27 protein-coding genes are annotated in these 24498 nt (G+C 66.9%); 15 read left to right on the forward strand and 12 right to left on the reverse strand.

What is annotated here, in order from left to right:
• Positions 1 to 5 precede the first annotated feature (5 nt).
• The gene (locus ACFQQD_RS04805; protein ID WP_378087522.1) at positions 6 to 1058 is read right to left on the reverse strand and encodes an iron-siderophore ABC transporter substrate-binding protein; all 1053 of its coding nucleotides are present in this window, start codon (positions 1056 to 1058) and stop codon (positions 6 to 8) included.
• Between the two features lie 124 nt (positions 1059 to 1182).
• Here ACFQQD_RS04805 and ACFQQD_RS04810 point away from each other — a divergent pair, with 124 nt between their 5' ends.
• Positions 1183 to 1458, forward strand: a complete 276-nt coding sequence (locus tag ACFQQD_RS04810; protein WP_378086776.1) for a hypothetical protein — start codon at positions 1183 to 1185, stop codon at positions 1456 to 1458.
• Between the two features lie 24 nt (positions 1459 to 1482).
• Positions 1483 to 2154, forward strand: coding sequence for a helix-turn-helix domain-containing protein (locus tag ACFQQD_RS04815; protein WP_378086778.1), 672 nt, complete (start codon positions 1483 to 1485; stop codon positions 2152 to 2154).
• A 15-nt stretch (positions 2155 to 2169) separates the two neighbouring features.
• Here the strand turns inward: ACFQQD_RS04815 and ACFQQD_RS04820 are convergent, their stop codons facing one another.
• On the reverse strand, positions 2170 to 2706 hold the full coding sequence (locus tag ACFQQD_RS04820; protein WP_378086780.1) for a 2,4'-dihydroxyacetophenone dioxygenase family protein: 537 nt from the start codon (positions 2704 to 2706) through the stop codon (positions 2170 to 2172).
• A gap of 162 nt (positions 2707 to 2868) precedes the next feature.
• Between ACFQQD_RS04820 and ACFQQD_RS04825 the strand changes: the two genes are divergently transcribed.
• Genes ACFQQD_RS04825 through ACFQQD_RS04835 form a run of 3 tightly spaced genes read left to right on the forward strand, consistent with a single transcriptional unit; the run spans position 2869 to position 4981 of the window.
• Complete coding sequence (locus ACFQQD_RS04825) at positions 2869 to 3468, forward strand: DJ-1/PfpI family protein (protein WP_378086782.1); 600 nt, start codon at positions 2869 to 2871, stop codon at positions 3466 to 3468.
• Between the two features lie 8 nt (positions 3469 to 3476).
• Positions 3477 to 4076, forward strand: a complete 600-nt coding sequence (locus tag ACFQQD_RS04830; protein ID WP_378086784.1) for a shikimate kinase — start codon at positions 3477 to 3479, stop codon at positions 4074 to 4076.
• A complete protein-coding gene (locus tag ACFQQD_RS04835; protein WP_378086786.1) occupies positions 4073 to 4981 on the forward strand; it encodes a dihydrodipicolinate synthase family protein in 909 nt (302 codons plus the stop codon). The genes ACFQQD_RS04830 and ACFQQD_RS04835 overlap by 4 nt, the downstream gene beginning before the upstream one ends.
• 40 nt (positions 4982 to 5021) lie before the next feature.
• Here ACFQQD_RS04835 and ACFQQD_RS04840 read toward each other — a convergent pair whose 3' ends face one another.
• Positions 5022 to 5879: a CmcJ/NvfI family oxidoreductase gene (locus ACFQQD_RS04840; RefSeq protein ID WP_378086788.1), complete on the reverse strand. Its 858-nt coding sequence runs from the start codon at positions 5877 to 5879 to the stop codon at positions 5022 to 5024.
• 157 nt (positions 5880 to 6036) lie between these two features.
• On the opposite strand from ACFQQD_RS04840, the gene ACFQQD_RS04845 reads away from it, so the two are divergent.
• Genes ACFQQD_RS04845 through ACFQQD_RS04855 form a run of 3 tightly spaced genes read left to right on the forward strand, consistent with a single transcriptional unit; the run spans position 6037 to position 7933 of the window.
• A complete protein-coding gene (locus ACFQQD_RS04845) occupies positions 6037 to 6765 on the forward strand; it encodes a ubiquinone/menaquinone biosynthesis methyltransferase (protein WP_378086790.1) in 729 nt (242 codons plus the stop codon).
• Between the two features lie 30 nt (positions 6766 to 6795).
• Positions 6796 to 7626, forward strand: coding sequence for a class I SAM-dependent methyltransferase (locus ACFQQD_RS04850; protein ID WP_378086792.1), 831 nt, complete (start codon positions 6796 to 6798; stop codon positions 7624 to 7626).
• Between the two features lie 58 nt (positions 7627 to 7684).
• Entirely contained in the window at positions 7685 to 7933 is a 249-nt protein-coding gene (locus ACFQQD_RS04855) for a hypothetical protein (protein ID WP_378086795.1), read from the forward strand.
• An 18-nt stretch (positions 7934 to 7951) separates the two neighbouring features.
• Here ACFQQD_RS04855 and ACFQQD_RS04860 read toward each other — a convergent pair whose 3' ends face one another.
• The gene (locus ACFQQD_RS04860; RefSeq protein WP_378086797.1) at positions 7952 to 8398 is read right to left on the reverse strand and encodes a MarR family winged helix-turn-helix transcriptional regulator; all 447 of its coding nucleotides are present in this window, start codon (positions 8396 to 8398) and stop codon (positions 7952 to 7954) included.
• Between the two features lie 108 nt (positions 8399 to 8506).
• Positions 8507 to 9223 (reverse strand): TetR/AcrR family transcriptional regulator, encoded by a 717-nt coding sequence (locus tag ACFQQD_RS04865; protein WP_378086799.1) that lies wholly within the window; start codon positions 9221 to 9223, stop codon positions 8507 to 8509.
• Between the two features lie 181 nt (positions 9224 to 9404).
• Between ACFQQD_RS04865 and ACFQQD_RS04870 the strand changes: the two genes are divergently transcribed.
• Positions 9405 to 10334 carry an NAD-dependent epimerase/dehydratase family protein gene (locus tag ACFQQD_RS04870; protein WP_378086801.1) on the forward strand — a complete coding sequence of 310 codons (930 nt, stop codon included), beginning with the start codon at positions 9405 to 9407 and terminating at the stop codon, positions 10332 to 10334.
• 15 nt (positions 10335 to 10349) lie between these two features.
• Here the strand turns inward: ACFQQD_RS04870 and ACFQQD_RS04875 are convergent, their stop codons facing one another.
• Entirely contained in the window at positions 10350 to 11930 is a 1581-nt protein-coding gene (locus ACFQQD_RS04875; protein WP_378086803.1) for a molybdopterin-dependent oxidoreductase, read from the reverse strand.
• 165 nt (positions 11931 to 12095) lie between these two features.
• On the opposite strand from ACFQQD_RS04875, the gene ACFQQD_RS04880 reads away from it, so the two are divergent.
• Positions 12096 to 12866: an ABC transporter ATP-binding protein gene (locus ACFQQD_RS04880; RefSeq protein ID WP_378086806.1), complete on the forward strand. Its 771-nt coding sequence runs from the start codon at positions 12096 to 12098 to the stop codon at positions 12864 to 12866.
• Positions 12863 to 14293: a permease gene (locus ACFQQD_RS04885; protein WP_378086808.1), complete on the forward strand. Its 1431-nt coding sequence runs from the start codon at positions 12863 to 12865 to the stop codon at positions 14291 to 14293. Before ACFQQD_RS04880 ends, ACFQQD_RS04885 begins: the two co-directional genes overlap by 4 nt.
• Before the next feature lie 10 nt (positions 14294 to 14303).
• On the opposite strand, the gene ACFQQD_RS04890 is transcribed toward ACFQQD_RS04885, so the two are convergent.
• Positions 14304 to 15008 carry a DsbA family protein gene (locus tag ACFQQD_RS04890; protein WP_378086810.1) on the reverse strand — a complete coding sequence of 235 codons (705 nt, stop codon included), beginning with the start codon at positions 15006 to 15008 and terminating at the stop codon, positions 14304 to 14306.
• A 50-nt stretch (positions 15009 to 15058) separates the two neighbouring features.
• Entirely contained in the window at positions 15059 to 16540 is a 1482-nt protein-coding gene (locus tag ACFQQD_RS04895; protein WP_378086813.1) for a S1C family serine protease, read from the reverse strand.
• Between the two features lie 213 nt (positions 16541 to 16753).
• On the opposite strand from ACFQQD_RS04895, the gene ACFQQD_RS04900 reads away from it, so the two are divergent.
• Genes ACFQQD_RS04900 through ACFQQD_RS04910 form a run of 3 tightly spaced genes read left to right on the forward strand, consistent with a single transcriptional unit; the run spans position 16754 to position 18688 of the window.
• Positions 16754 to 17251 carry a DUF2975 domain-containing protein gene (locus tag ACFQQD_RS04900; protein WP_378086815.1) on the forward strand — a complete coding sequence of 166 codons (498 nt, stop codon included), beginning with the start codon at positions 16754 to 16756 and terminating at the stop codon, positions 17249 to 17251.
• Positions 17251 to 17499: a helix-turn-helix domain-containing protein gene (locus tag ACFQQD_RS04905; protein ID WP_378086817.1), complete on the forward strand. Its 249-nt coding sequence runs from the start codon at positions 17251 to 17253 to the stop codon at positions 17497 to 17499. Before ACFQQD_RS04900 ends, ACFQQD_RS04905 begins: the two co-directional genes overlap by 1 nt.
• On the forward strand, positions 17456 to 18688 hold the full coding sequence (locus ACFQQD_RS04910; RefSeq protein WP_378086819.1) for an NAD(P)/FAD-dependent oxidoreductase: 1233 nt from the start codon (positions 17456 to 17458) through the stop codon (positions 18686 to 18688). Before ACFQQD_RS04905 ends, ACFQQD_RS04910 begins: the two co-directional genes overlap by 44 nt.
• Here the strand turns inward: ACFQQD_RS04910 and ACFQQD_RS04915 are convergent.
• From ACFQQD_RS04915 to ACFQQD_RS04930, 4 genes are all read right to left on the reverse strand, one after another.
• Positions 18665 to 19126 (reverse strand): DUF421 domain-containing protein, encoded by a 462-nt coding sequence (locus ACFQQD_RS04915; protein ID WP_378086821.1) that lies wholly within the window; start codon positions 19124 to 19126, stop codon positions 18665 to 18667. The two genes, ACFQQD_RS04910 and ACFQQD_RS04915, sit on opposite strands and share 24 nt — an antisense overlap.
• A gap of 11 nt (positions 19127 to 19137) precedes the next feature.
• The gene (locus tag ACFQQD_RS04920) at positions 19138 to 19665 is read right to left on the reverse strand and encodes a hypothetical protein (protein WP_378086823.1); all 528 of its coding nucleotides are present in this window, start codon (positions 19663 to 19665) and stop codon (positions 19138 to 19140) included.
• 49 nt (positions 19666 to 19714) lie between these two features.
• Positions 19715 to 22612, reverse strand: coding sequence for an FAD-binding and (Fe-S)-binding domain-containing protein (locus tag ACFQQD_RS04925; RefSeq protein ID WP_378086825.1), 2898 nt, complete (start codon positions 22610 to 22612; stop codon positions 19715 to 19717).
• Between the two features lie 123 nt (positions 22613 to 22735).
• Positions 22736 to 23629, reverse strand: coding sequence for an ArgP/LysG family DNA-binding transcriptional regulator (locus tag ACFQQD_RS04930; RefSeq protein WP_378086827.1), 894 nt, complete (start codon positions 23627 to 23629; stop codon positions 22736 to 22738).
• A gap of 70 nt (positions 23630 to 23699) precedes the next feature.
• Here ACFQQD_RS04930 and ACFQQD_RS04935 point away from each other — a divergent pair, with 70 nt between their 5' ends.
• Complete coding sequence (locus tag ACFQQD_RS04935) at positions 23700 to 24479, forward strand: LysE/ArgO family amino acid transporter (RefSeq protein ID WP_378086829.1); 780 nt, start codon at positions 23700 to 23702, stop codon at positions 24477 to 24479.
• The last annotated feature ends 19 nt before the right edge of the window (positions 24480 to 24498 follow it).

The raw sequence follows: 24498 nt of genomic DNA on the forward strand, positions 1-24498 counted from the left end.
AGGCCTTAGTTGGCGCCGGCAGCCTGTTCTGCTTTCTCGGCCGCGGCGGCGATGTCCGGGACCACGTGGTCCAAGGCCCACGGGATGGACAGGGGCGAGGCAGCTGAGATGGAGAGGGTCTTCTGTTGATCCGTCTGCAGAACGAGGGTGTCATTCTGCACGGCCGGGATCTTGGATAGCAGCGGATCGGATTCGATGGCGTCGCGGACGGAGTCATCGGCGGCGAAGGACAACAGAATGTCCGATTCGAGTTCGTCGGCCCGCTCGGGGGACCAGGTGATGAAGAACTCGCCGTTTTCCGGAGCGTTCTCCGTCAACACGGGCGCGGGCTCCATGCCCAGGGAGGACAGGAACTTGGGTCGATTGTCGATCTCGGTGAACAGGTAGATCTGGTCGGCCGCGGCCGGGTCCACGGTGCCCCACAGGAACGTGCTGCCGGCCAGGGCCGGGTACTCCTCGGCGGTCGCCTCGACCTGGGCCTCGACGTCGGAGACTACCTGTTCGGCCTCGTCCTCCTTGCCGAGGGCCTCGCCGATCATGCGGGTGGAGTCCTGCCACGAGGTGCCGAATGGCGGGACATCCTCCGGGTAGGCCACCACCGGGGCGATCTCGGAGAGCTTGTCATACTCCTCCTGCGTGAGGCCGGAATAGGCGGCCAGGATGATGTCCGGTTCGGTGGCGGCCAGGGCCTGGAAGTTGATGCCGTCGGCCTCGGAATAGGTTTCCGGGGCTTCCCCGCCCGCTTCCTCCAGGGCGGCGTCGAACCAGTCCGTGGACTGCTCCGCATTGCCCCCGAACTCAGTGGCGGCCATGCCCACCGGAACGACGCCGAGCGCCAGAGCGACGTCTTGGTTCACCCAGGAGACCGTGGCCACGCGCTCGGGCTGCTCTGGGATCTCGGTGGTGCCGTAGACGTGTTCCACCGTGCGGGGAAAGTCCGCGTTCGAGGTGCCGGTGCTGCCGGTGCCCGTGGAGCTGCTGGACTCAGGGTCAGAACCGCCGGCCGGCCCGGTGGAGCACCCCGCGAGCAGTGCGGCGCCGAGGGCCAGGGAACCCATGGACAGGACCCGACGGCGGGAGGTACCGGTCGGAGGAAGCGGAGACGAGGGCACGAGACGGCCTTTCGGTCATTGGAGAACGATTCTATTGCCTAATTCCGAAAGGTTAGCCTAGCCTAATCAGATGGTGCAACGGTCGCGTGAGGAGATCGACACTACTGAGGTGCCGGCGGCGTCTCGGACTCAGCGGTGGCAGGAGTTCACATCCCGGACCATGGTGCGGTTGAGTTGCTCGACGTTGGGCGCGACCGGGATCGTGGGGCGGCAGGTCAACGTTCGCCGCTCCGAGCACGTATCCGTTTTGATCGAGGGCCAGCCTCACCTGATTCAGCGCAGCGTCCCGGACATCGCGAGGTCGCCGACGGGCATGGCGCAGGTGTCCTTCGTCGACCGGGGTTAGCTCTATTTTCAGGACCATGCGGGGATGCGGAATGCCGGGCCGGGGGACGTGCTGATCTTCGATATGGACCAGCCGTACGCCATGTCGATTCCGCACCAGGTGACGATGCGCTCGGTGTTGATCCACCGCTCGCTGCTCCAGCGTGACGATGCTGTGGAGGAGGTCGCGGGCGGAGTGGTCACGGCAGAATTCGCGAGCACGGCGGGGACGGAGCTTCAGGGTGCTCGGACGTCGGTGAGCACGTTCTTGGATGATGAGTTCAGAGTGAGGTTGCCTACTCAAGCGGACGTGGCGCAGTCGGTCAGGACCTTGTATAGGGGTGCGATTTCCCCGTCGGCTCCGTCTCGCTGGTGGGAATTGGTCTTGAGCGAGACTCGTGCGCGGTTGCGGGATGATCGGTTGCGCGTGAGGGATGTGGCCGCAACGATCCCGCTCTCGGAGCGTCAATTCAGCCGCCTACTGTCCGAGCATCACACGACGTGGCATGAGCTGGTTCTGCGGGAGCGGCTGAGACTCCTGCGCGACGATCTGCTGTCCGCGGAGGCCCAAGGGCGTTCAATCGGCGAGATCGTCCGAGGGTGCGGCTTCTCGTCACCGGCCCACGCTTACCGCCGGTTCCGCGAGTGGACCGGCATGACGCCCGGCGCCTATCGCGCCGTACACGCGAGCAGCGCCGGGATGCCGACCGTTCAGTGACGGACCAGTGTCAGTTCAGCGGATCATCTCGTCAATGAGATGCGCGCCGAGTCCGACCTTCTCGTAGTGCTCCTTGCACAGATCGATGTAGTCGAAGACATCGAAGTGGCCGATGGACTCGCCGTTCTCGTCCAACCACAACAGCGGGCCGCGCACAATGAAGTGGGTCCGCATCGGTTCCTCGGACTCATAGGCGATCAGCGTGTGCGATCCGCCCGGAGTCTCGTACACGAAGGATCCGGCAGTGGCGGTCCAGTCGTACTCCAAGTACCCCCACTTTCCGGAGATCGTCCAGGCGAAGACCTCCCGCGGGTGGTAATGACGGTTCACCAGGCCGGCGGACTTGCACAGCATGATGTCCGACCACATGTTGTCCTGGATGTTGATGAACAGCGGACGCGACCACGCCGTTTCACTCAGCGGGGCGTAGTACCGCTCATCGGCGATGTCATCCGCATGGGGCAGATGAATCTCCGGCAGTGAACCTGGCTTCGAGGAATTCTCGATCGGTTTGATGTCTTTCCAGAACTCGGAATTGGGTTGCTCCGGCATGCTGACTCCTCCTGAGATGCGTCTCTGTCATGTGACGCCTGTCACGCTAGAGGCTGGGGGCGGGCAGCGGGTATCCCTGCCCGACATCCCGACTGTCTGGGCCCGCCAGGCTGCTCTGGTCTCCTCCTGTTCGGCGGAATACGCGCGTCCTACACTCAGGGCATGACGAGCGACACCAGGCACATCGGAATCCTGCTCTTTGAGAATGTCGAGGAACTCGACGCCATCGGGCCGTGGGAAGTGCTGTCCTTCTGGACGCGCGGCTTTCCTGAGGACGGATATGCGGTGTCCTGTCTGTCGCGTTCCGGCGGGAGCGTTCAATGTGCCAAAGGCCTGGAGGTGAAGGCCCACCACTCCTATGACGACGCACCGCCCCTGGACGTCTTGCTGTACCCCGGAGGGCGGGGTACTCGGCCTCAGCTGCGCGACGACGACCAGCTGGACTGGGTGCGCCAGCAGCGCTCCGAGGTGCCACTGATGACCAGCGTCTGCACCGGTTCGCTGGTGTATGCCGCTGCCGGCCTGCTGTCCCAGCGGCCCGCCACAACGCACTGGGGTTCGTTGGACAGACTGGCTGAGCTCGACCCCACGATCCAGGTGCGGGCCGACGAGCGATTCGTCGACGACGGCGACATCATCACTGCGGCCGGAATCTCAGCGGGCATCGACATGGCACTCCATCTGGTGAGCCGATTGGCGGGAGCGGACCGAGCGCGGGAAGTGCGCCGAGGCATTCAGTACGATCCCGCGCCGCCGGTGTAAAGAGAGTCATGTCTCCACGTCTTGCGCTCATTGGCCCTGCCGCGGCTGGGAAGAGCACGGTCGGTGAACGGGTCGCCCAGCATTTCGACTGCCAGTTCATCGACCTCGACGAGGTGGCCGACTCGTTTTACGCCGAGGTCGGTTGGTCCATTGAGCGGCTCGCGGACGAGGCCGCCAAGATCGGTCGCTATGAGGCCGAGATCGCGTGGGAGCCCGCTCGGATCCACGCGGTGCGGCGGGCGATGGACAGCTACGACGGTGCGATTCTCGCGCTCGGGGCAGGCCATACCTCCTACACCTCGCCGTCCCGGCAGCGGGACATCGCCTCTCTTCTCGATCGAGTTCCTCACGTCGTTTACGTGGAGCCGTTCCCAGATCGAACGGAATCGTTGCGCGAACTCCGTCGAAGAAGTCTGCACAGCAAGGGCACAAAGTGGATTTCTGGCGGCCATGACTTCCTGGCGGAATGGCTTAGTGATCCACATATGCGGACCTTGGCCGACCACGGGGTCTACACGGATTCAGCATCAGTTCAGGACCTGGCTGACGAGATAGCCTCACTGGCCATGGGGGCGCGATCAAGACACGAGAAGACGAGGAACACATGAGCAGCGAGCACCTCTTCACCGGCCTGAGTGCCTTCCCCCTGACGCCCACCAGCGAGCTGCAGATCGACGAGCCCGCGGTCGAACGGCTTGTGAGGCGTCTGGCCACGGCGCAGGTCGACTCCATTGGCGTCCTCGGATCGACCGGTGGGTACGCGTACCTTTCTCGGGGCGAACGTCGTCGCGTCACGCGGATCGCCATGGAAGCCGCTGAAGGAATCCCGGTCATCGTCGGGATCGGTGCGATGCGCACCCGCGACGTTCTCCAGCTGGCCGAAGATGCCCAATCGGCAGGCGTCGCCGGTGTGCTGTTGGCCCCGGTCTCGTACCAACCCCTCACCGACGAGGAAGTCTTCGGGCTGTACGAAGACGTCTCCGCGCAGCTCTCAGTACCCCTATGCGTCTATGACAACCCCCGGACCACCGGGTTCACGTTCACCGACGAACTCCACGCGAGAATCGCTCAGCTGCCGTCCGTGGCATCCATCAAAATCCCCGGCGTGCCGGACGATCCGGAGGCCGCACGCGCCCGTGTTGACGGGCTGCGGCAGCTAATTCCGGGGGGTGTGACGATCGGCATCAGCGGGGATCAGACCGCGGCAAATGGTCTGCACGCCGGCTGCGATGCGTGGTACTCCGTGGTGGGCGGACTGTTCCCGGAACGCGCGCTCGCCATCTCCAGGACGGCCCTCTCCGGTGACCATGACACCGCGGCAGCACGATCAGCCGAGCTGGACCCGTTGTGGGAACTGTTCCGCCGCTACGGCAGCCTGCGCGTCATCACCGCAGCAGCGGAGCATCTCGGCCTCATCGACTCGCCCAGCCTTCCCCGGCCTTTACGCGGTCTGCCGGCCGAGGCGAGGGACGAGGTCGCCAGCATCATGGCCGACCTCGAACTCACGAGCTGAGCGGCGCTGGAGAAGCTGACCAGGCGTCATGCCCGGAGGGCTACCGGAAGAAGGCGTACGTGCGGACCTCGACACTGTGCCGTGGCTCAAGTGCCTGAAAGGTCTGGTCGTAGAACGCCGAGTGCACCACCCGCCACGCGTGGGAGTGATCGGTGTCGTTGAGCTTGAAGAACAGCGCCTCGTCCCGGTTCATGTCCGGGAAGTAGTACCACTTGTGCTCGGGGCGGTAATGGAATTCGGAGCCGCTGACCTCATTCGTCATCCCCTCGACCGATCCGAACGGATCCTCAGGGATCTGGTCGACGAAGTACAACTGATTCGGCAGGCCTTCTGAGGGATCGACGCTATTGAAATCGCAGAGTGCCAAGGGCCAATCCTGGGGCGCAGGGCTGAACACCCGCCAGAAGCTCGTCGTCAGCACCCGGCTGAAACCCGGGCCGTCCGGGAACTGTTTTCGGTAGATGATCTCGGCGCGGTCCTCAGCGCCTTCTGGAGCGAAGTCGACGTGGACCAATCCGGCAGCGGGCTGGGAGTTGTTCTCCTTGGGCGCCTCGGCCCGTCGGAGTGTCCAGCCGCGGACCACCACCTCATCGGCGCCCGTCCGTTCCTGGACGAACTTCTCGACTTCCGGAAGGTAGACGCGATCCATCTCGTCCTGGTCCGTGAAGTCCTGTACCGCGCTCGGCCGTTCGAGGATCTCAAAGCCGTGCATGTCGAAGTCAAACGCGTCCTGGACCGGGCGCCCGTTATACACGGGGACCTCATGTGCCTCGTACGTGCCCGTATTCACGCTGTCGCCGGGGGCGGTGAACCGCCGCAGCACGGTGGAGGAGGGGTCAAGATAGTTCATGACACCGGGAACGGAAGGGAGCTTGCCGGGGTCTACGGTGGTGGTCATAGGTAGTCTCCTTGCGACCACCTCAGTGTGTCCCACGTCTCATCGACTCCCCGATGGCTTTTCGTGGGACAGAAGTTGGCATCTACTGAAGTGATCGAAGATCTCTTCCTCCTGCCGCTTCAGGGGCCGGCACCCAGGAACGACTACCGTGGTGCGGGTGAGCACCGAGCAGCCTGAGTCCGAGAAGTCCCCGTCCGCCGATCACGGCACCACCGTCGCCTCGATGTTCGACGGGATCGCCGGCCGGTACGACCTCATGAATCTGGTGATGACGTGGGGTCAGGAGCCCCGCCTGGTGCGGCGGACCGTTCAGCGCGCCGAGTTGCCCGACGCCCCCGTGGTGCTGGACCTGGCCACGGGCACCGGCGACATCGCCCTGGAGGTGCTGCGGTCGCACTACGGCGCGCAGATCACTGGAGCCGACTTCGCCCCGGAGATGATGGAGGTCGGCAAGTCCCGCCCCGGTGGCGATCGCATCGAGTGGGTCGAAGCCGACGCCATGGATCTCCCGTTCCCGGACGAGACCTTCGACGCCGTCACTCACGGCTATCTGTTGCGCAACGTCGCGGACATTCCGACCACGCTGGCGGAGCAATTCCGTGTGCTCAAGCCCGGCGGCCGCACGGTCGCCTTAGAAACCTCTCCGGCACCGGACAACATCATCAAGCCGTTCTCCACCGCGTACATCAAGCACGTGGTGCCGCGGATCTCGGCACTGATCACGAAGACCCCGGAGGCCTACGAGTACCTCTCGGCCACGACCCGCGGCTTCAAAACGCCTGCGCAGATCGCCTCCCTCCTGGAGGACGCCGGCTTCGTCGACGTCGGTCACGAGACCCATCTGTTCGGCACCCTCGCGATTCACTGGGCCACCAAGCCAGCCTGATCAGAACCTGCCTCACTTTCCAGGAGGACCATGGGCATCGACTTCCACCACCCTGACAATGCCGGCGCGTACGCCACTCGTCGCGCCGATGATGGCTGGCGGCGCGCCATCCGCAGGATCGTGGATCCGGCCGGGCTGCGCGTCGTGGACGTCGGCTGCGGAGGTGGCATCTATTCGACCGCGCTCGCCGAGATGGGCGCCGCCTCCGTCACCGGCGTCGACTCCTCGGCCCAGATGATCGCCGATGCCCGGCAGCGTTCCACAGAGGAAGCCGACCGGCAACGGGATGGTGACGCGGCCGACGTCGTGTTCCGCCAGGGTGAGGCTCACGCCACCGGGCTCCCCGATGTGTCTGCGGACCTCGTTCTGCAGCGCGCTCTCGTCCACCACATCGACGATCCCACGCCCGTCTTCGCGGAGGCCGGCCGCATCCTCGCCCCGGGCGGCGCACTGCTGGTCCAGGATCGCACCATCGAGGACGTCGTGGCTCCGGCGTCGGCGATGCACTTCAGGGGCGCTTTCTTCGAGCTGTACCCGCGGCTGGCCGAAATTGAAGCCCGACGCCGGCCCACCCGGGCCGCGCTCGACGAGCAGTTGCGCTCGGCAGGCCTCACCGTCGTCGGGCATCATCACCTCTCGGAGCGACGACGCAGCTACTCCACGCTGGAGGAACTCCACGCGGACCTGATGTCTCGCACCGGCCGATCCATCCTCCACGAGCTGGATGACGCGGAGCTGCGCCGGCTGGCCGATCACATCTGCGCCATCCTGGTCGATTCATTCCGGTACGGTGAGCCGATTCACGAGGTGGATCACTGGACCATCTGGCACGCTCAAGCGTCGTTTCAGTTAGGGCACTAACTAAAATAGGATGGTTCCGTGCCGCGCATCCATGCGGACGTCGACCGAGGGAACGAGCATGCCGAGCAGACCCATCCGCCAGAAGACGTATGTCATCGCCAACGACACGACGGGACTCGACTTCGGGTTCCGGATCTGGTGGCGGTTCATCTACATCGCCGCGTGCACCTTTGGCCCGGCCAGCCGCCAGGGCACCCTGGACCCGCGCAAGCAGTTGCTCAAGGAACGCGCCGTGAAACTGCTGGAAGGCTACGAGAAGGCTCGCCGCCAACCGCCGGCTGAGCTGGTGGCCTTCACCGGCCACTAAGCCAGAATCGGCGCGGTATCAGGGGTGGACGCGCTCTATCAGCATGGTCATCAACCGGTGCAGCTCGTGGAGGTCCTTCTCGTCCATCTGCAGGCGGTTCATCATCTCCACTGGAACCTGCTCGGCCTGTTCGCGAAGGGCGCGCCCTTCGGTGGTGAGTGACAGCGCCAAGCCGCGGCCGTCGTCGGGATGCTGGTTCCGCTCCAAGTAGCCCAAGGCCTCCAGCCGCTTGGTGAGTGGCGAGAGGGTGGCCGGTTCCATGTGCAGCAGGGCTGCCAACTCCTTCAGCGACAAAGGGGCGTGTTGCCACAGGGCGAGCATGACCAGATACTGCGGGTGTGTCAGCTGGAGGGGCTCGAGCACCGGCCGGTAGGCGGCGATGACCCCGCGGGACGCCACGGACAGCGCGAAGCAGATCTGACTTTCCAGGGCCAACGGGTCGGTGGCGGGGGTGTTCTCCGGCATACCCCTAGGATGCCTGATGTCCCCCTCAGTTCACGGAGGGCTGCTTTCGGGTTCGTGACCACGGTGACGGCTGTGATTGAGACGCGGGGCCGCACGTAGCAGCAGCGCTCAGGTTCTCTCCAGGCCGAAGTCACGGACGAGGCGCCGAAGCAGCGTGTCGAACACCGGGTCAGTTTTCTCCATGGCGCCGACGAAGTGTCCACCGAGCTCCAGATTGATGAAGCCGTGCACGGCCGACCAAGCGGTCATCATGGCAAAGGTTGTTCCCGGACTGGCCGGTTCGTGGTCAGAAGCCCGGATGATCTCGGCCAGCGGTTGCAGAGACGCTGCGGTCTCTGCTTCGTCCGGTCCCAGATCTTCGGCGGCGAAGCCCGGAAGTCCCAGCACCGGAGCGTTGACTCGGGTCGCGGGGTCAATCGTGGCCTGGGGCGCGGTGTAGCCGGGGATCGGGGTGCCGTAGACCAATGCCCAGTCGAAGGGATGGTCCAGCGCCCAGCGGCGCAGAGTGGTGGCCCACGTGCGCCACTGGGTGGCGGCGTCCGGGGCGGCCGCCTCGGCGGCCTGTTCGACCTCGTCCCCAAGTTCCCCGAAGACTTGAAGAATCAGCCGGGTGATGAGCTCGTCCCGGCTGGCCACGTAGCGGTATACCGCCGAAGAAGCCACGCCGATGTCCCGCGTCACCGCGCGCAGTGACAACCGAGCCGGTCCGACGTCGGCCAGCTGGCGGCGCGCCGAGGCCAGAATCCGGCGTTCCATCTCGTCCCGCGCCAACTGACGAGCAGTGGTCGGGGATTCCGGCGGAGAATCGGCGGGTGTCTTGATCATCTGTCCAGGGTTGCTCAAGTCGAGAGCAGTGTCCACCGTAGAGAGCGGTGATCACCAACGAGAGCACTGCTCTTGTAATTGCTCCAAGTGGATGCCATGCTCAATGCGAGAGCAGTGCTCTCGGTCTGGTCTGCTTCATCTCCTCTGCTCTATCCACTCTGCTTCTCTGCAAAGGACTCCTATGTCACATCACCTTGTTCTCGGGGCCGGGCCTGTTGGCCGCGCTACCGCCACGCTCCTGGCCAGTCAGGGCCATGACGTCCTGCTCGCCCATCGCTCGGGCACCGGCGCAGATCTGCCCGGCGTCCGCCGTGTGGCCTTGGACGCCGCTGATGCCCGGGCGCTCACCGATGCCGCCACGGGGGCAGCGGTGATCTATAACTGCATGAACCCCGGCAGCTACACCACCTGGGAACGGGACTGGCCACCGCTGCAGACCGCCATGCTGGCCGCGGCAGAGTCCACGGGCGCGGTGCTGGCCATTGTCTCGAACCTCTACATGTACGGCCTTCAGGGCACCGGTGATGTCATCACCCCTGAATCGCCGACCAACGGCACGGACCACAAAGGCCTGCTCCGCAACCGCATGGACCAAGAAGCCCTGAAGGCCCACCAGGATGGTCGGATCCAGGCCGTCGTCGTGCGCGCCTCGGACTACGTCGGGGCCGGAATCGGCGCCAATAGCATGGGCACCCGATTGGTGGCCGGTGCAAGCAAGGGAAAGCGGGCCGTGTTCTTCGGCAACCCGGATCTGCCCCATTCGTGGACCGACGTCGAAGATGTGGCGTCCACGGTCGTGGCCGCCGCGGCGGATCCGCAGGCCCATGGCCGGGTGTGGTTCGCGGCGACCAACCCGCCGCGCAGTCAACGTGAGTTGTTGACGGAGGTGCTGGACGCCGTCGGGAAACCGATGGTCGCCGTCTCCACCATCCCGGGCGCCGTGCTCACCCTGAGCGCCCTGCTGATGCCGTTCATGCGAGAGGTCAAAGGGGTGTCGCACCAGTTCACCGGGCCGTGGGTCATCGACTCTGCGCAGACCGAACGGGAGCTCGCGGTGGCGCCGACCCCCTGGGCGGAGGTGCTGCACCGGACCGCCACCGGCAACGGGTGATCCTGCGGGGAATGCTTACTCGACGCGGAAGCGAACGTGGTGCCAGCCGGTCGCACCGTTGGGCACGGTGTCCGTTCGTGCGGACGTCTGCAGTTCTCCGTCTCGGTTGACGGCCCGTACCTGTGCTGTGTGTTCGCCGGGCTCGGCGTCCCAGGCCAGCGACCATTGACGCCACGTGTCTACGGTAGCTTCGCTGGCGAGTTGGGCTTCCAGCCAGGGTCCGTCGTCGATCTGCACCTCAACGCGGTCGATGCCGATGCCTTGGGCCCACGCTGTCCCGCCGAGAGCGGTGGGACCGGCTGGCACCGTCTGGGAGCCGCGGGGAACGTCGATTCTGGAGGCTAGCTTGATGGGCCCGCGCTCGGACCATCCGCGGTCGGTCCAGTAAGCAGTCCGGTCGGCAAACCGGGTGACCTCCAGTTCGACCACCCACTTGGTGGCTGAGACGTATCCATACAGTCCGGGAATGACGAGCCGTACTGGGAATCCGTGCTCGAATGGCAGCGGCTCGCCGTTCATGCCGACTGCGAGAAGGGCATCTCGGCCATCGGTCATCGCCTGCAGAGGGGTCGAGGCGCTGAACCCATCGGCCGAGGTGGAGAGCACCATGTCCGCCCCTGTCTGTGGTTGGGCGCGGGCGAGTAGTTCGCTCAATGGGTAGCCGAGCCATTTCGCATTTCCGGCCAGTTCTCCACCGACCGGGTTGGAGACGCAAGTGAGCGTCACCCAGCTCTCCTGCAGATCCATCTCCAGCAACTCGTCGAAACTGAGCGTGAACTCCTGCTCCACCATTCCGTGGACGCGAAGTTCCCACTGGGACGGATCGATCCTCGGGACGGTCAGCGCGGTGTCGATGCGGTAGAACTGTGCGTTCGGGGTGACGAACTCCGGCACTCCGGGAATGCTGATCCCCACTCCCGCAGGCAGGGGACCCGCGGTTCGTCGAGGAGCGGGCAGCCGAAGCGCCCGGCGCATCTCCGTGGCGGCGTTTCCCGCCGCCGACAGCGCGCGGCCGCCCGCCGTGGCCAGTGCGGCGAGGCCGACGGCAAGTCCGGCCCCGCGCAGAAACGAGGAACGGGACATCCGGTGTGCGGGTTCGCCTTCCGGGTCCTTCGCGGCTGGGAATCCGTGTGCCAAGCGCACCAGCCACCGCAAGGTGACGATGCCGGCGACCGTCCCCGCCGCAGTCGGAATCAGGTCAGTCCAGGTGGCATCGGGTCGGGACAGCACGACGGCACCCATGAGCACGGCGACGGCCGCCACGGCTGTGGTGGCCAGGCCCATCCGGGTCCGGGCCAGCACACCGAGCGCGGCCGCCGAAAGCACGGCCACGCACCCCATGGAGATGAACAGGACCAGTTTGTCCGCCGTGCCGAACGCCGCGATGGCGAAGTCCTTGAGCCACGCCGGGGTGATGTCGATGAACCCCGCGCCGACAGCCACCAAGGGCGAGGACACGGGAGCGAAGAACGCAGCCACTAGCTCAGCCGTGCCGAAGAGGAGTGCGGCAGCCGCGGCGCCGGCGGCGGTGAAAGGCCAGACTGCACGGAACCAGTCCACGAAAGTGAAGGAGGTCCGCCGGAGCTGCGTGGTCATGACGACTCCTTGCCCGCGGTGTGGCCGCTGTGTTGATTCTAATCCTGGAGGACGCGGACTGCAGAGGTGGTACCCACGGACTCATCCTGCAGGAGGATCCCCGGGTGTCCAGGTTCAACGTGTGGACCGATGCCGGGAGGGGCTCGGTTCCGCGAGAGTAGAGTCATGATCAATCGCCCTGCCTCCTCGTACCCCCACCCCCGCGAATCATCCGCACTCCTTTCCGCCCGTGGCCTCACCAAGGCCTACGGCCCCACGCGCGCGCTGGACGGCGTCGACCTGACCGTGACCGCCGGCGAGTCCGTGGCGATCATGGGCCCGTCCGGATCGGGCAAGACCACCCTGATGCACGTGCTGTCCGGCATTCTGTTGCCCGACGCCGGCTCGGTGCTCTTCACCGCCCCGAACGCCGACGCCACCGAGATCACCACCCTCAATGAGGAGTCCCGCGCCAAATTGCGCCGCGAACGGCTCGGTTTCGTGTTCCAGGACGGCCTACTGCTGCCCGAGCTGTCTGCTCAGGAGAACGTCGCCCTGCCGTTGCTGCTTTCCGGAGTTCCCCGGGCCGCCGCCGAGGATCACGCCCGCCAGTGGCTGGCCGCCCTGGGACTGGACGGGATGCACACCCGCCGGCTCGGGGAGCTCTCCGGCGGTCAGGCTCAGCGGGTGGCGATCGCCCGCGCCCAAGTGGCCGACCCGCAGGTCGTCTTTGCCGACGAACCGACCGGCGCTCTGGACTCCGAGACCTCCGCATCGGTGCTCACGGCCCTGCTGGATTCCACCGTCGGCCGCGGCCGCACCCTCATCATGGTCACCCACGACGAGAAGACGGCTTCCCGCTGCTCCCGCCTCGTCCGAGTCCAGGACGGCCGCATTGTTGCGGACTCCGGCGCCGCAACGCCGGCGGCACACGAACAGACGGAGGCCACCCGATGACCACGCCTGGCTCGGTTTCACACCAGTCCCCAAGCACGACGTCGGCCGGACACCTTCCCGAGGTCCCCGGCCCACCGCCGTCGGGCACCGGCCGCGGGTCCATGGTCGGCACGACCGCCATGCTGCGGTTGTTCCTCGGCAAGTTGTTCTCCGACCGCCAGGTCTGGGGACTTCCCGTGACCGCCTTCGCGATCGTCGGCACGCTGGCTCTGCTGGTGTCCGGTGGCGCCTCCTCGTTCTGGACCATCGAGGGTGACCTCGGAGGGTTCTACATTGTGCTCTCCGTTTTCGCCCTGATGCTGCTGATCTTCCCGATGGTCGGCCTGGCGGGCTCGGCGGCCAAGCTCCTGGCTCGGCGGCGCGACGAACGGCTGTCCTCCTTGCGGCTGCTGGGCGCCGGTACCGGCACGGTCCGGATGCTGGCCGTGGCGGAATCGATGGTCCTGGCCACCGTCGGTCTGTTGGCCGGAGTCGTCGGCTATCTCGTGCTGATGCCGGTCGTCGGCCTGATTCCCTTCGCGGGACGACCGATCGGGCTCGAGGGCATGTGGCTGGGCACCGGCTGGCTGTTCGCCGTCCTGGGTGCCTTGCTGCTGATGGCCGCCGCCAGTTCGCTGGCCGGGTTGCGACGCATCGAGATCACGCCGTTGGGTGTGCGCACCCGGCAACAGGCCGCCAAGGTGCACTGGATCAGAGTGGTGCTGGCGATCGCGGGGCTCGTGGTGGCACAGCTAGTGCTCAACGCCTTCGGTGCCGGCAACATGATGGTCGTGATGATCATGCTGCTGGTCGGCTTCGGACTGCCGATGCTGGCGCTGCACTTCATCGGCCCGTGGCTGATCGGCGTGGTGACGCGCCGCTCGTGGCGACGGGCCACCACGGCCGAACAACTGGTGGCCACGCGCAATGTCCTCGAGTCCCCCCAGCAGGCCTGGCGACAGATCGGCGGGCTGGCCGTGACGACGTACATCGGCGTGGTCGGAGGAGCGGGCATGGGTCTGGCGGCGTCCGTCTCCGCGGAGGGGGCACGCCCTGAGGACCAGATGCTCGTGGCCGATCTGCGCACCGGTGTCTTGCTGACCATGCTGATCGCCTTCGTCCTGACCGCCTGCTCGGTGGGCATCACCCAGGCGGCTCAGGTGCTGGACCGCGGAGAGATGTACCGCGGACTCGGCCGTCTCGGCATGACCGAGTCCACCATGAACGCGATCCGCCGCCGTTCCGTGATGGGCCCGCTGTGGATCGTCCTGATCTTCTCCGTCGGAGCCGCCGTGGTGACGACCCTGCCGGTGATCGGGGCATCGATCATCTTGAGTCCTGCGTCCATGGTGCTGGTCGTGGCATCCCTGGTGGTCGGCGTCCTCCTGGTCCGCCTCGGCGTCACGGCGTCTCGCTCTTCATTGCGCGGGGTGCTGGCGGAGAACTGACCGTGCCGGATCAGTTCACGCCGGCAGCCTCGGCCGAGCGGCGGACCATGTCGTCGTAGACGGACGGGTCGTCCGAATCGAGCACCAGGAAGCCCGCCCCTGGTTCGGCGACCTGGTGCATCTCGATGCCGGGATTGTGAATGTCGCTGCCGTCCGGCAGGAAGAAGTGCGGGCTGCCCTGCACCTCTTCCCTTCGGTCGAAGTAGGTGCGCATCATCTGCCCCCGGGCACGGCCGTCGTCGAGCGCTTCGCGGAGCTGATCCGCGTCCACGTCCGGGCAGCCGCGGGCGATGTCCAGAATCTCGTGGCGCATGCTGATGCAGCGGCTGTCCCGCCAGAATCCCAGGCGCAAGGCCATGTCGAGCTGCTCGGCGGCGGTCGGGGACTGTTCCTTGGCGGCGTGCACCGCCTCATTGGCCGGGAGGCTCGTCACCGGATATTCCGACGGGTCTCGTTGCCAGGGCTTGAACTCGAGTTCCTCCGCCAGCGCCCCGACCACGGGTTTCTCGCCCTCGATGATCTTGGTGTTCAGCGCCATCTGGTTGACGTCTTCGAGCAGAAACAACTGGGGGTCAAGGAACAGTTTTCCCTCGAGGCCGGCCGCGCGGCGGGCGAGGTAGAACCGGTGGAAGGCGATGGTCGACCAACCGCACATCACGTCGGTGAAGGCCACGACAGTCGCTGTGGAGGTGGTGGAAGCGGTGGAGGTGTCCATGAGGCCCACGGTAAATCGCGCCCGCCCCGCATCGCACCCCTGGAGTGGCGCTAGTTCACTGTGCTCTCGTCCAATTCCACCGTGGCGGAGTGCTCTTCGCCTGCGGCATCGGTCCACTCCACGTCCACCGTGTCACCGGGGTCCATGGACTGCACGTGCTCCGAGAGCTCGGAGGCATCGCTCACCTCGGTACCGTCCACGGCGGAGATGACGTCGCCGGCCGCGAGGCCTGCGGACTCGGCCGCGGAGCCGGGGGAGACGTCCACGATCACGGCGCCGGCCCCGGTGGCCTGACTGCTGCGGGCATTCTCCACGGTGACCCCGAGCGCACCGGAGGCGCCCACCTGGACTGAGTCGGACTCCGTGCCAGCGGCGATCTGGTCGGCGATGTCCAAGGCCTCGGTGATGCCGATCGCGTAGCCATTGACCTGTTCGGAGGTCCGCCCCGTGGACGCCGCGGTGCTCATGCCGATGATCTGCCCGTCGTCGTCCACCAGCGGTCCGCCGGAGTAGCCCGGGACCACGTCGGCATCGGTCTCGATCAGACCGGTAAGGTCCTCGGTGTCCTCGATGCTCTCCGCCGAAATCGACTGATCCTGGCCGGTGATAGTTCCGGACACGGCGGTGAGATAGCCCTGACCGGAGCCGTTCCCGACGGCGGCAACCTCCTCGCCGGTGTCCACACCGGACGCATCCACGCTGACGGTCTCCAGGTCGCTCGCGTCCTGCACCTGCAGCACCGCCACGTCATGCGTGGCATCCCGGCCCACCACGGACGCCGTGTAGGTTTCACCCGTGTCCGCCACGGTCACCTCCACCTCGGAGGACCCGTCCACCACGTGGTAATTGGTCATGGCGAGTCCATCGGAGCGCAGCACCATGCCGGTCCCTGCGCCCTCTCCGTAGGAGGACTCGGTGTTGACCAGCAAGGTGCCGGGCGCGTCCTGAACCTCGACGCCGGCGTCCACTCCCGTGGCCGCCTCACCGGTGCCTTGGGGCCCGTCGTCACCGAACGAGGCGCCGGGTCCGCCGAAGGAGAAGCCGTCGGGGCCGGAAGGGGCTTCTTCGCCACCGTCCGATGAGCCGGGCGAGCCGAGCGAGGAACCCGACGAGCCGCCGTCGTATTCCTGGCCGCTGCCGTTTTCCCCGCTCGGGGCGGAGCCGTCCGTGGCGCTGTCCTCTTCGGGCACCGTGATGCCGTCATGGACGTGATCCAGCGCTTCGGCCAGCGTGGCGGGTTCGGCGACGGTCTGAGCCGAGAAGGCGCCCGACGCTCCCGTGCTGGCGGTCGAGGACGCCGTGGTCGGCGCGGTGCCCTCCTGCACGGAGTCGGCCACCACCCCGCCGATGCCACCGGCCACCAGCAGGGCGGCGGCGGCCATCCCCGCCACCGACCACCGGTTGCGACGTGGCTTCTTCTGCACCACGGGCAGTGGTGCTGTGCTGGGCCGGTCAGGAGAGAGGGACTGCTCACCGAAGTGGTCGGGAGCAGGGGTGTTGGGATCCGGCGTGGACGGGTCCGGAGTGGCCACGGTGTCCTCCTGGGGGTCGGGGAGAAGGGCTTATCTTCAGATCACCACCTCAATCTCGGCGTGAGGTGTGCCGATCCTGGGTCTGACCTGTGCAGACGGTGCGGATTGCTCGGGCAAGAGGTGCGGTGTTCGCTACTCGCGCTGGTCCGGATCTTGCGTGACCTATCGAAAAGCGATAAGTTGCCATCGAAACACAATCGATGGAGGCATCTCATGCCCACCCCTGTACCCCGATCCCTGGTGATCATCCTGCGAACCATGCTGTTGCTGGCGGCCGTCGGTTCCCTGGCCGTGCTGGCGGTGATCCTGCCGTTGCTGTGGATCGATCTTGAGGATGTGCCCCTGGCGTACTCCGTCCCGTTGGTGGCCATCCTGGCGCTGGGAGTGGTGGGCCTGCAGGTGATCGGGGTGTGCATCTGGCAGCTGCTGACGCTGGTGCTCCGGGGCAAGGTCTTCTCTCCGGCCGCATTCCGCTATGTCGATGTGATCACCGGGGCCATGGCGGCATCGGGCGTACTCCTCGTGGGCTTCGGCATCGTGCTGAGCGGCGGGACGGTGGCGCCGGGTCTGGTGCTGTTGGTCGGCGGGGTCGCCCTGTTGGCCTTTGCGGCGGCACTGACCGTCCATGTCGCCCGACGGTTGTTGGCGCAGGCCGTGGAGCGCGACGTGCAGGCTCAGCGGCTCGAGGACGAGCTTTCGGACGTGATCTGATGCCGATCATCGTGGACGTGGATGTGATGATGGCTCGCCGCAAGATGTCCGCCGGCGAGCTGGCGGAGGCCGTGGGCATCACTCCGGCGAACCTGGCTGTCCTGAAGAACGGGCGGGCCAAGGCCGTGCGCTTCACCACCCTGGCTGCCCTGTGCCGGGTCCTGGAGTGCCAGCCGGGGGATCTGCTGCGCTGGGAGGACGCAGGTGAGGGCGAACTCCTCCAGCGGGGCAACGATGACCGGGATTGATCGAGAAGAGGCGGCGGACGTTCTCGTGGTGGGCGCCGGCCTGGCCGGACTGTATGCCGCCACCGTGCTGGCCCGAGCGGGCCATCACGTGGTGCTCGCGGAACGTCGCTCGACGCTGACTGGCACGGTGCGGACCACCGGCATCTTCGTGCGGCGGACCCTGGAGGACTTCGATCTTCCTGAGAAGCATTTGGGCCCGGCCATCCGACGCGTGGTCCTGTATCCGCCGCAACTGTCGGACCCGGTGGAACTCACCAGCGCGCGCGACGAGTTCCGGGTCGGTGACATGGGCCCGCTTTATGTGGAGGCGGCGCGCGAGGCCGAGCGGGCCGGCGTCGGGCTGCGGTTGGCCACCCGGTTCCTGGGACGAGACGGAGAAGCTTTCGTTCTTACCGACGCCCGCGGCGCCGTGAGGATCCGCGCCCGCTTCATCGTGGGCGCGGACGGTGCCCGTTCTCGGGTGGCCCGCGAACTGGGACTGAGTCGCAACCGTCGTCTGCTGGTCGGCGCCGAGGAGGTGTTCGCGGATTCCCCGGTGGAGGATTCCCGGCCCGGGGGAGCAGGTGACACGGTGCCCACCTTCCACTGCGTGGTCGATCCCAGGGTGGCTCCGGGTTACCTGGCGTGGGTGGTCCGCGACGGCGAGCACGTGCATGTCGGCACGGCCGGGCACGCGCATCGGTTCCCAAACGGTATGTACAGCGCCCTCCAGGCTTTTCGTGAGCGGGCACCCGGCGTGGAGGACATCGTGCGGCCTGCAGAGGTGGAGAAGCGGGCGGGGCCGATTCCCGTGGGCGGTGTGCTGCCCCGCATCAGCGCTCCTGACGGACTGCTCGTGGGCGATGCGGCCGGCGCGGTGTCTCCGCTCACTGCCGGCGGGCTCGACCCGTGTCTGCGACTGTCCGAACATGCCGCTGCCATTCTGGATGAGGCCTTGCGCAGTGGCCAGCGCGGCCCCCTGGAGCAGTACGACGGCAGGGCCTTGCGGGCACGGTTTCGCAAGCGACTGCTCCTGCGCCGGGGGTTGGACGCGGTACGCTCACCGGCTCTGGCCTCGGCCGGATTCACCGCCCTGCGGACACCACCCGGTCGGGCCCTCGCGCGCCGGATCCTGTTCGGGCCCGGCTCGTTCCCGCTGCCCTCGGCGGTCGCTGAGCCCCGCCCCTCAGGCCTGGGGCAACGCGTTTGATTTGGGAACCACGCTGATACTTCCCGTGGTTTCGAGGACGGCCCACTTGATCTGATCCATCCGCTCTAGTCCTTGGGTGGTCCGGGCAGCGCTGAGAATGTCGTCCTTGCTGATCTGCTCCTTGGCCATCACCTTGTCCAAGAGTTCACCGTCCTGGACCAAGACGAGCGGAATGCTGTCCGTCAGGGCTCCGAATCGGGGGAAGCGCCAACCGAGGTAGTCCGTCAGTCGCTCCAGCGCCAGCAGGGTGCCGACGACCAGACCGACCTGGGTCAGGGAGTAATCCTCACCGAGAAGCACCTGCTGTGTGGCCTCGCCGACGATGAGCAAGACGATGAAATCCATCGTGGTCACTTGAGCCAGTGTGCGTTTGCCCGTCATCCTGACCAGGAGGATCAGGACAACGTAGACCGCGGCGGTGTAGAGAACGGCGTCCATGGAATCTCTCCTCAGGGCAGGATGAGCTGCGAGAAGCTCACCGAATCGCTAGCGGAATTGGTCGCCACGGCGGCGTGGGCGTCCAGCATCCAGCGCTGGTCCGCCATGACCGAGAAGTCGATCTCGAGGTCTCCGGGCTGGTGCACCGCGAATTCCATGGCCATGCCGTCCGGAGTGGCGTACTGGGTGTCGGGTTCGGGGTTGATGCTGGACATGTTGACCTCTTGAACCCAGGGGCCGGTCAGGACGAGCGTGACCGTGTCGTCCTCAATCGCTTCTTCGGACACGGTGAAGGTGACCGTCTGGTCGGCCTTGTAGTGGGCGACGCGTTGATACTCCATCTCCAGGGCACCGTTCTCACTGGCCGCAGAGGCCTGATTGAACAGCCCCTTGCCGACGAGACCGAGCACGCCGGCGAGCAGGAAGAGCACCAACAGTACGGTCCCGACCTGCTCCACGCGCCACTCGCGCTGCTGGAACCGGTCGTCCTGACGAATGTCGAGGTCCAGGTTCCCGTCCCGTTTCGCTCCCATGTCCATGGCGCTGAGTGTGGCATAGCGAGACCACCGGCCGCCATGCTCCGGGTATTCAGCGTGTCGTGGCGTTCTCCGGTGCGGCACGGAGTGCACCGGCGATGACCTGGACCAGGTGGCGGCCATCGAGTTCGGCAAGATCTCGAACCTGAGTGCGGCAGGAGAATCCGTCGGCGAGAATGGGTCGGTCCGGATCGTGTTCGACCTTGGCGAGGATGCCCTCACGGGCGATGGTGGCCGAGACCTCGTAGTGTCCCTTCTCCATCCCGAAGTTGCCGGCCAGTCCGCAGCAGCCCGAGGAGATCTCCACATCACAGCCCATCGACGCCAGCAGAGCCTGATCCGCGGCGTAACCCATGACCGCGTGGTGGTGGCAATGCGGTTGTACCAGCATCTTCTCGTCCTCCGGCGTGACCGGCGGCGGCGTCCAGCCGATCTCGGTCAGCAGTTCTGCCACCGTCCGCACCGCTGAGGCCACCTCCCGGGCGCCCGGCTCGTCCGGCAACAGCTCCACCAAGTCGGAGCGCAGCGTCGCCGTGCAACTGGGTTCCAGCCCGACGACGGTTCGCCCCTCCCGCACGTGCGGCAACAACACGGCCACGGTCTGGCGGAGTTTGGCTTTGGCCGCGGTGAGCTGGCCCGTCGAGATCAGCGGCAGCCCACAACAGGCCTGCCGGCCCGTGGACTGTCCGACCACTCGCACATCACAGTCGGCCGCGGTCAGCACCTCCACGGCGTCAGTGGGAATGTCCGGTTCCAGAGCGTCGGAGAACGAGTCCACCCAGAGCAGTACCGGGTGCCCTCCGACGGCACGGTCATCGGTGTGGACTTCGGTGACCTTGGGCGCCCACCGGAAGGGCGCTCGCGGCAGAGTCGGCAGAGAGCGGCGGGAGTCCGCGCCCATCAGCGTCATCATCAGTCGGCGCGCCACAGGGATCCGGCCGGCGGCATTGACCAGTGGGGCCGCCGGAGCGGCCAATCGCAGCCAGGTGGGCAACCGGCCCAAGGTGTAGTGCGAGAGTGGACGGATCCGGCCACCGTAGGTCCGGTGCAGGGTCTCGGACTTGTAGGTGGCCATGTCCACGCCGGTGGGGCAGTCGCTGGCGCAGGCCTTGCAGGACAGACACAGGTCCAGCGCCTCGTGCACCTCCGGGGATTTCCATCCCAGGCTGACCACGCCGCCGTTGAGCATCTCCTGCAGCACCCGGGCGCGACCGCGGGTGGAGTCCTTGTCGTCCCGCGTGGCGATGTAGGAGGGGCACATGAACGTGCCTTGTTCCCGCAGGTCCGCCCGGCATTTGCCGATGCCCACGCAACGGTGCATCGCATCGGCGAGGTTGCCGCCGTCGTCGGTGAAGGCGAAGCCGTCCGTGGCTGTTGACTCAGCCGAATCGGGGCGCCGGAGCCAGGCGTCCACCGGATCCGGGTCCACCACGACGCCCGGATTCATCAGGTTCCCCGGGTCGACAAGGGCCTTGAAGCCGGCGAAGGCCGCCAGGGCGTGCGGCGAGTAGATGGCGGTCAACAGCTCGCTGCGAGCCCGCCCGTCACCGTGCTCCCCTGAGAGGGAACCGCCGTAGCGAGCCACTAGCTCGGCTCCGGCTTCCACGAAGTCACGCATGATGGCGGCGCCGGCGTCGCCCGTGTCCAAGGGGAAGTCGACCCGCAGATGGATGCATCCGTCACCGAAATGACCGTAGGCCAGTCCCGAGAGCCCGCGGTCGTCCATGAGCACCCGCAGGTCTCGCAGGTAATCGCCGAGGTGTTCGGGTGGGACGGCGGCATCCTCCCACCCGGGCCAGGCCTGAGCTCCGGTGGCGGTCCGCACCGCGAGCCCAGAGCCGTCCGCCCGGATCTGCCACAATCGAGCCGCCTGGTGACCGGAGGGGAGCACGACGGCGTCCAGCCCGTGCGCGTCGCGGACCATGGCTTCGGCGGCGGCCACCGCTTCGGCCTGAGTGGAGCCGCCGATCTCCGCCATCAGCCATCCGCCACCGCGCGGCAGGTCTGGGACGTCGGCGCCGGCGGGGGAGTGGCGCACCACCTCGACCATCGCGCCGTCGAGTCCTTCCAAGGCCAAGGGCCGGTGGGGCAGCAGGGACGGGACGTCGTCGGCGGCGGAGGCCATGTCTGGGTAACCGATCACGGCCAGCGCCGGCGCCGGAGCGCGGGGCACCAGATCCACCTCGGCCTCGAGCAGGACCCCGCACGTGCCCTCGGTGCCGGTCAGGGCGGCGGCGAGGTTGCGGCCGTTCTCCGGCAACAGGTGCTCCAGGCTGTAGCCGGAGATCTGCCGGCCGAAGCGTCCCAGCTCGGTGCGCAGTACCTCGAGGTGCTGCTGGACGAAGGCCTCCAGCCCGGGAATCGCCTGGAGGGAATCTCTCCCCGGAGTGATCTCCAGGATCCGGCCGGAGGGCAGAAGCCACCGGAGGCGGCGGACATTGTCCGCGGTGCGGCCATAGGACAGTCCGTGCGGACCGCAGGCGTTGTTGCCGATCATCCCGCCGATCGTGCAGCGGCTGGCCGAGGACGGATCCGGGCCGAAGCGCAGCCCGTGCACTCCCGCCGCGGCCTGCAGGTCTGTGAGCACCACCCCCGGTTGAACGACGGCGGTGCGCGCCTCGGCGTCGATCGAGACGATGCGGTTCAGATGCGGTCCCACATCCAGCACCATCCCGGGCCCGACGGCATTGCCCGCGATCGAGGTGCCCCCGCCCCTCGGCGTCACCGGCACGCCGTGCCGGGCGGCGATCCTCACCGCTGTGACGACGTCGTCCTCGTCCTGCGGGCAGACCACCACGCGCGGCGGCACCCGGTAGTTCGACGCGTCGGAACTGTAGAGGGCGAGTCGCAACGTGGACGTGTGCACATCACCGCGGAGTTCCCCTCGCAGTTCCCGTTCGAGCTCCCGGATGGATTCGGTAGACAACTGCGGCACCGTGTCCACGTCCATGGCGTTGTCCCTTCTCGGTGCGGAAATGCGGGGTCCTGCACAGCACTGTGCCCCACCGCACCGATCCGGGCAAGGACCGCGCCGGCCCGATGCCGGCCGAAAACGGCTGCCCGGACGCGTTGTTCACATGATGTTGCGGGCGGCCTGTTGCACGGCAGCGGTGAGGCGGTCCAGTGCCTCCGTGCCGGCCGACCAGCGTTGCCAGTGGAGCCCGACCTGAGATTGGCCGAGTTCGGGGATCGTCACCAGATCCGGGTGGGTCCCATGGAGGACGCCGTCCGGGAGTTGACCCGCCGGGATCATCCCCCAGCCCAGACCGGCCGCGACGGCGGCGTTGAATGCACCGACGGTGGGGATCTGGTGCCGCGGCGGCTCCTGGGTCTCCTCGTCTTGGGCCGCGCGCCAGGCGGCCAGTCGCGCTCGCTGCAGGTTGTCCCGGGTGCCGAAATCCTGCACGGGTACGGAGGCGAAATCGACGGATCCGTCGTCGCGCCGGTGCCGGTCCAGCAGGGATGACGCTGCCACGGCGTGATAATCCATGGTCCCCAACTCCATCGACAGACAGCCGGACACGGGGGCCGGGCTCTCCGTGATGGCAGCGATCACGGTGCCGGAGCGCAGCAACTCGTGGGTGTGCTCTTGGTCCTCCACGTGCAGCTGCAGCACCGCGTCGTCCCAGGTCGCCGCCTGTCGCAGCACTTCCACGAACCATGTGGCCAGCGAGTCCGCATTGACCGCCACGGACAGGACGGTGCGCCCGCCGGTGCCCTGGCCGATCGATCTGCGCGCCTCGTCCTCGAGCACGGCCACCTGCCGGGCGAGCCGGAGCATCCGGTCCCCGGCCGACGTCGTGGTCACCGGAACCGTGCGGGTCAGCAGGACCTGGCCGGCGTCCTTCTCCAGGGCCTTGATGCGCTGGGAGAACGCCGAGCCGGAGATGCGCAGGGACGCGGCGGCGGCGTCAAAAGTCCCTTCGTCCACGGCGGCGGCCAGCGCCCGGAGATGATCGGTGTTCATGAAGGAAAGCTTAATACCCTGAAGGATATGCAGGTGGAACGGACAGCGCTCACCGTCCTACCGTGAATCCGTGACAATCTTCCTGACTGGTCTGTTGACCTCGCTCGCTTTGGTCGTGGCCATTGGCGCGCAGAGCATGTTCATCATGCGCCAAGCCATCCGCCGCGACCGACTCTTCCTTGCGCTCGCGATCTGTATGGCCGGCGACGTGGTGCTCATCTGCGCGGGTACGGCCGGCGTCGGCGTCATCACCGAGAGCATTCCATGGCTCTTGACGGTCCTGAAGTGGGGTGGCGTCGCCTACCTGCTGTGGTTCGCCGTCGGTTCCTTCCGTTCGGCCTTCCAGACCCGTCGACTGCAACCCGCAGCGCCCGACGGCGGCGCAGACCTGAGCGCCGACAGTCCCATCCGCGCGGAGATCCTCGCAGACGGGGGTTCGGACGGGGATTCGGATGGTGGTTCAGCCAGCCGCGGGAACGCCCACGGGAAAGCCCACGGGAACATTGCGGTGTCCGAACGGTCCCGACTGTCCGTGCGGCTGCGCCAACCGCCGCGGGTGTTGACCCCTGCGCTCACGGTGGCGCTGACGGCGTTGTCCGTGTCGTTGCTGAACCCGCACGCCATCCTGGACACCGTCGTGATGCTGGGGACCCTGGCAAATTCCTATGAGGCCCAGAAGTGGATCTTCGCCACCGGGGCCCTCGCCGGTTCGGCGATCTGGTTCCTCACGTTGGGACTGGGCGTCCGCGCGCTGGCACCACTGCTCGACACCCCGCGGACGTGGAAGATCGTGGACGTCGCGGTGGGAATCGTCATGGTCTGCATTGCCGGGTCACTGGCCCTGGGCTAGGCGATAGTCCCGCGTCGGC

Source organism: Citricoccus sp. GCM10030269 (genome assembly GCF_042665635.1).
Lineage (GTDB): Bacteria > Actinomycetota > Actinomycetes > Actinomycetales > Micrococcaceae > Citricoccus.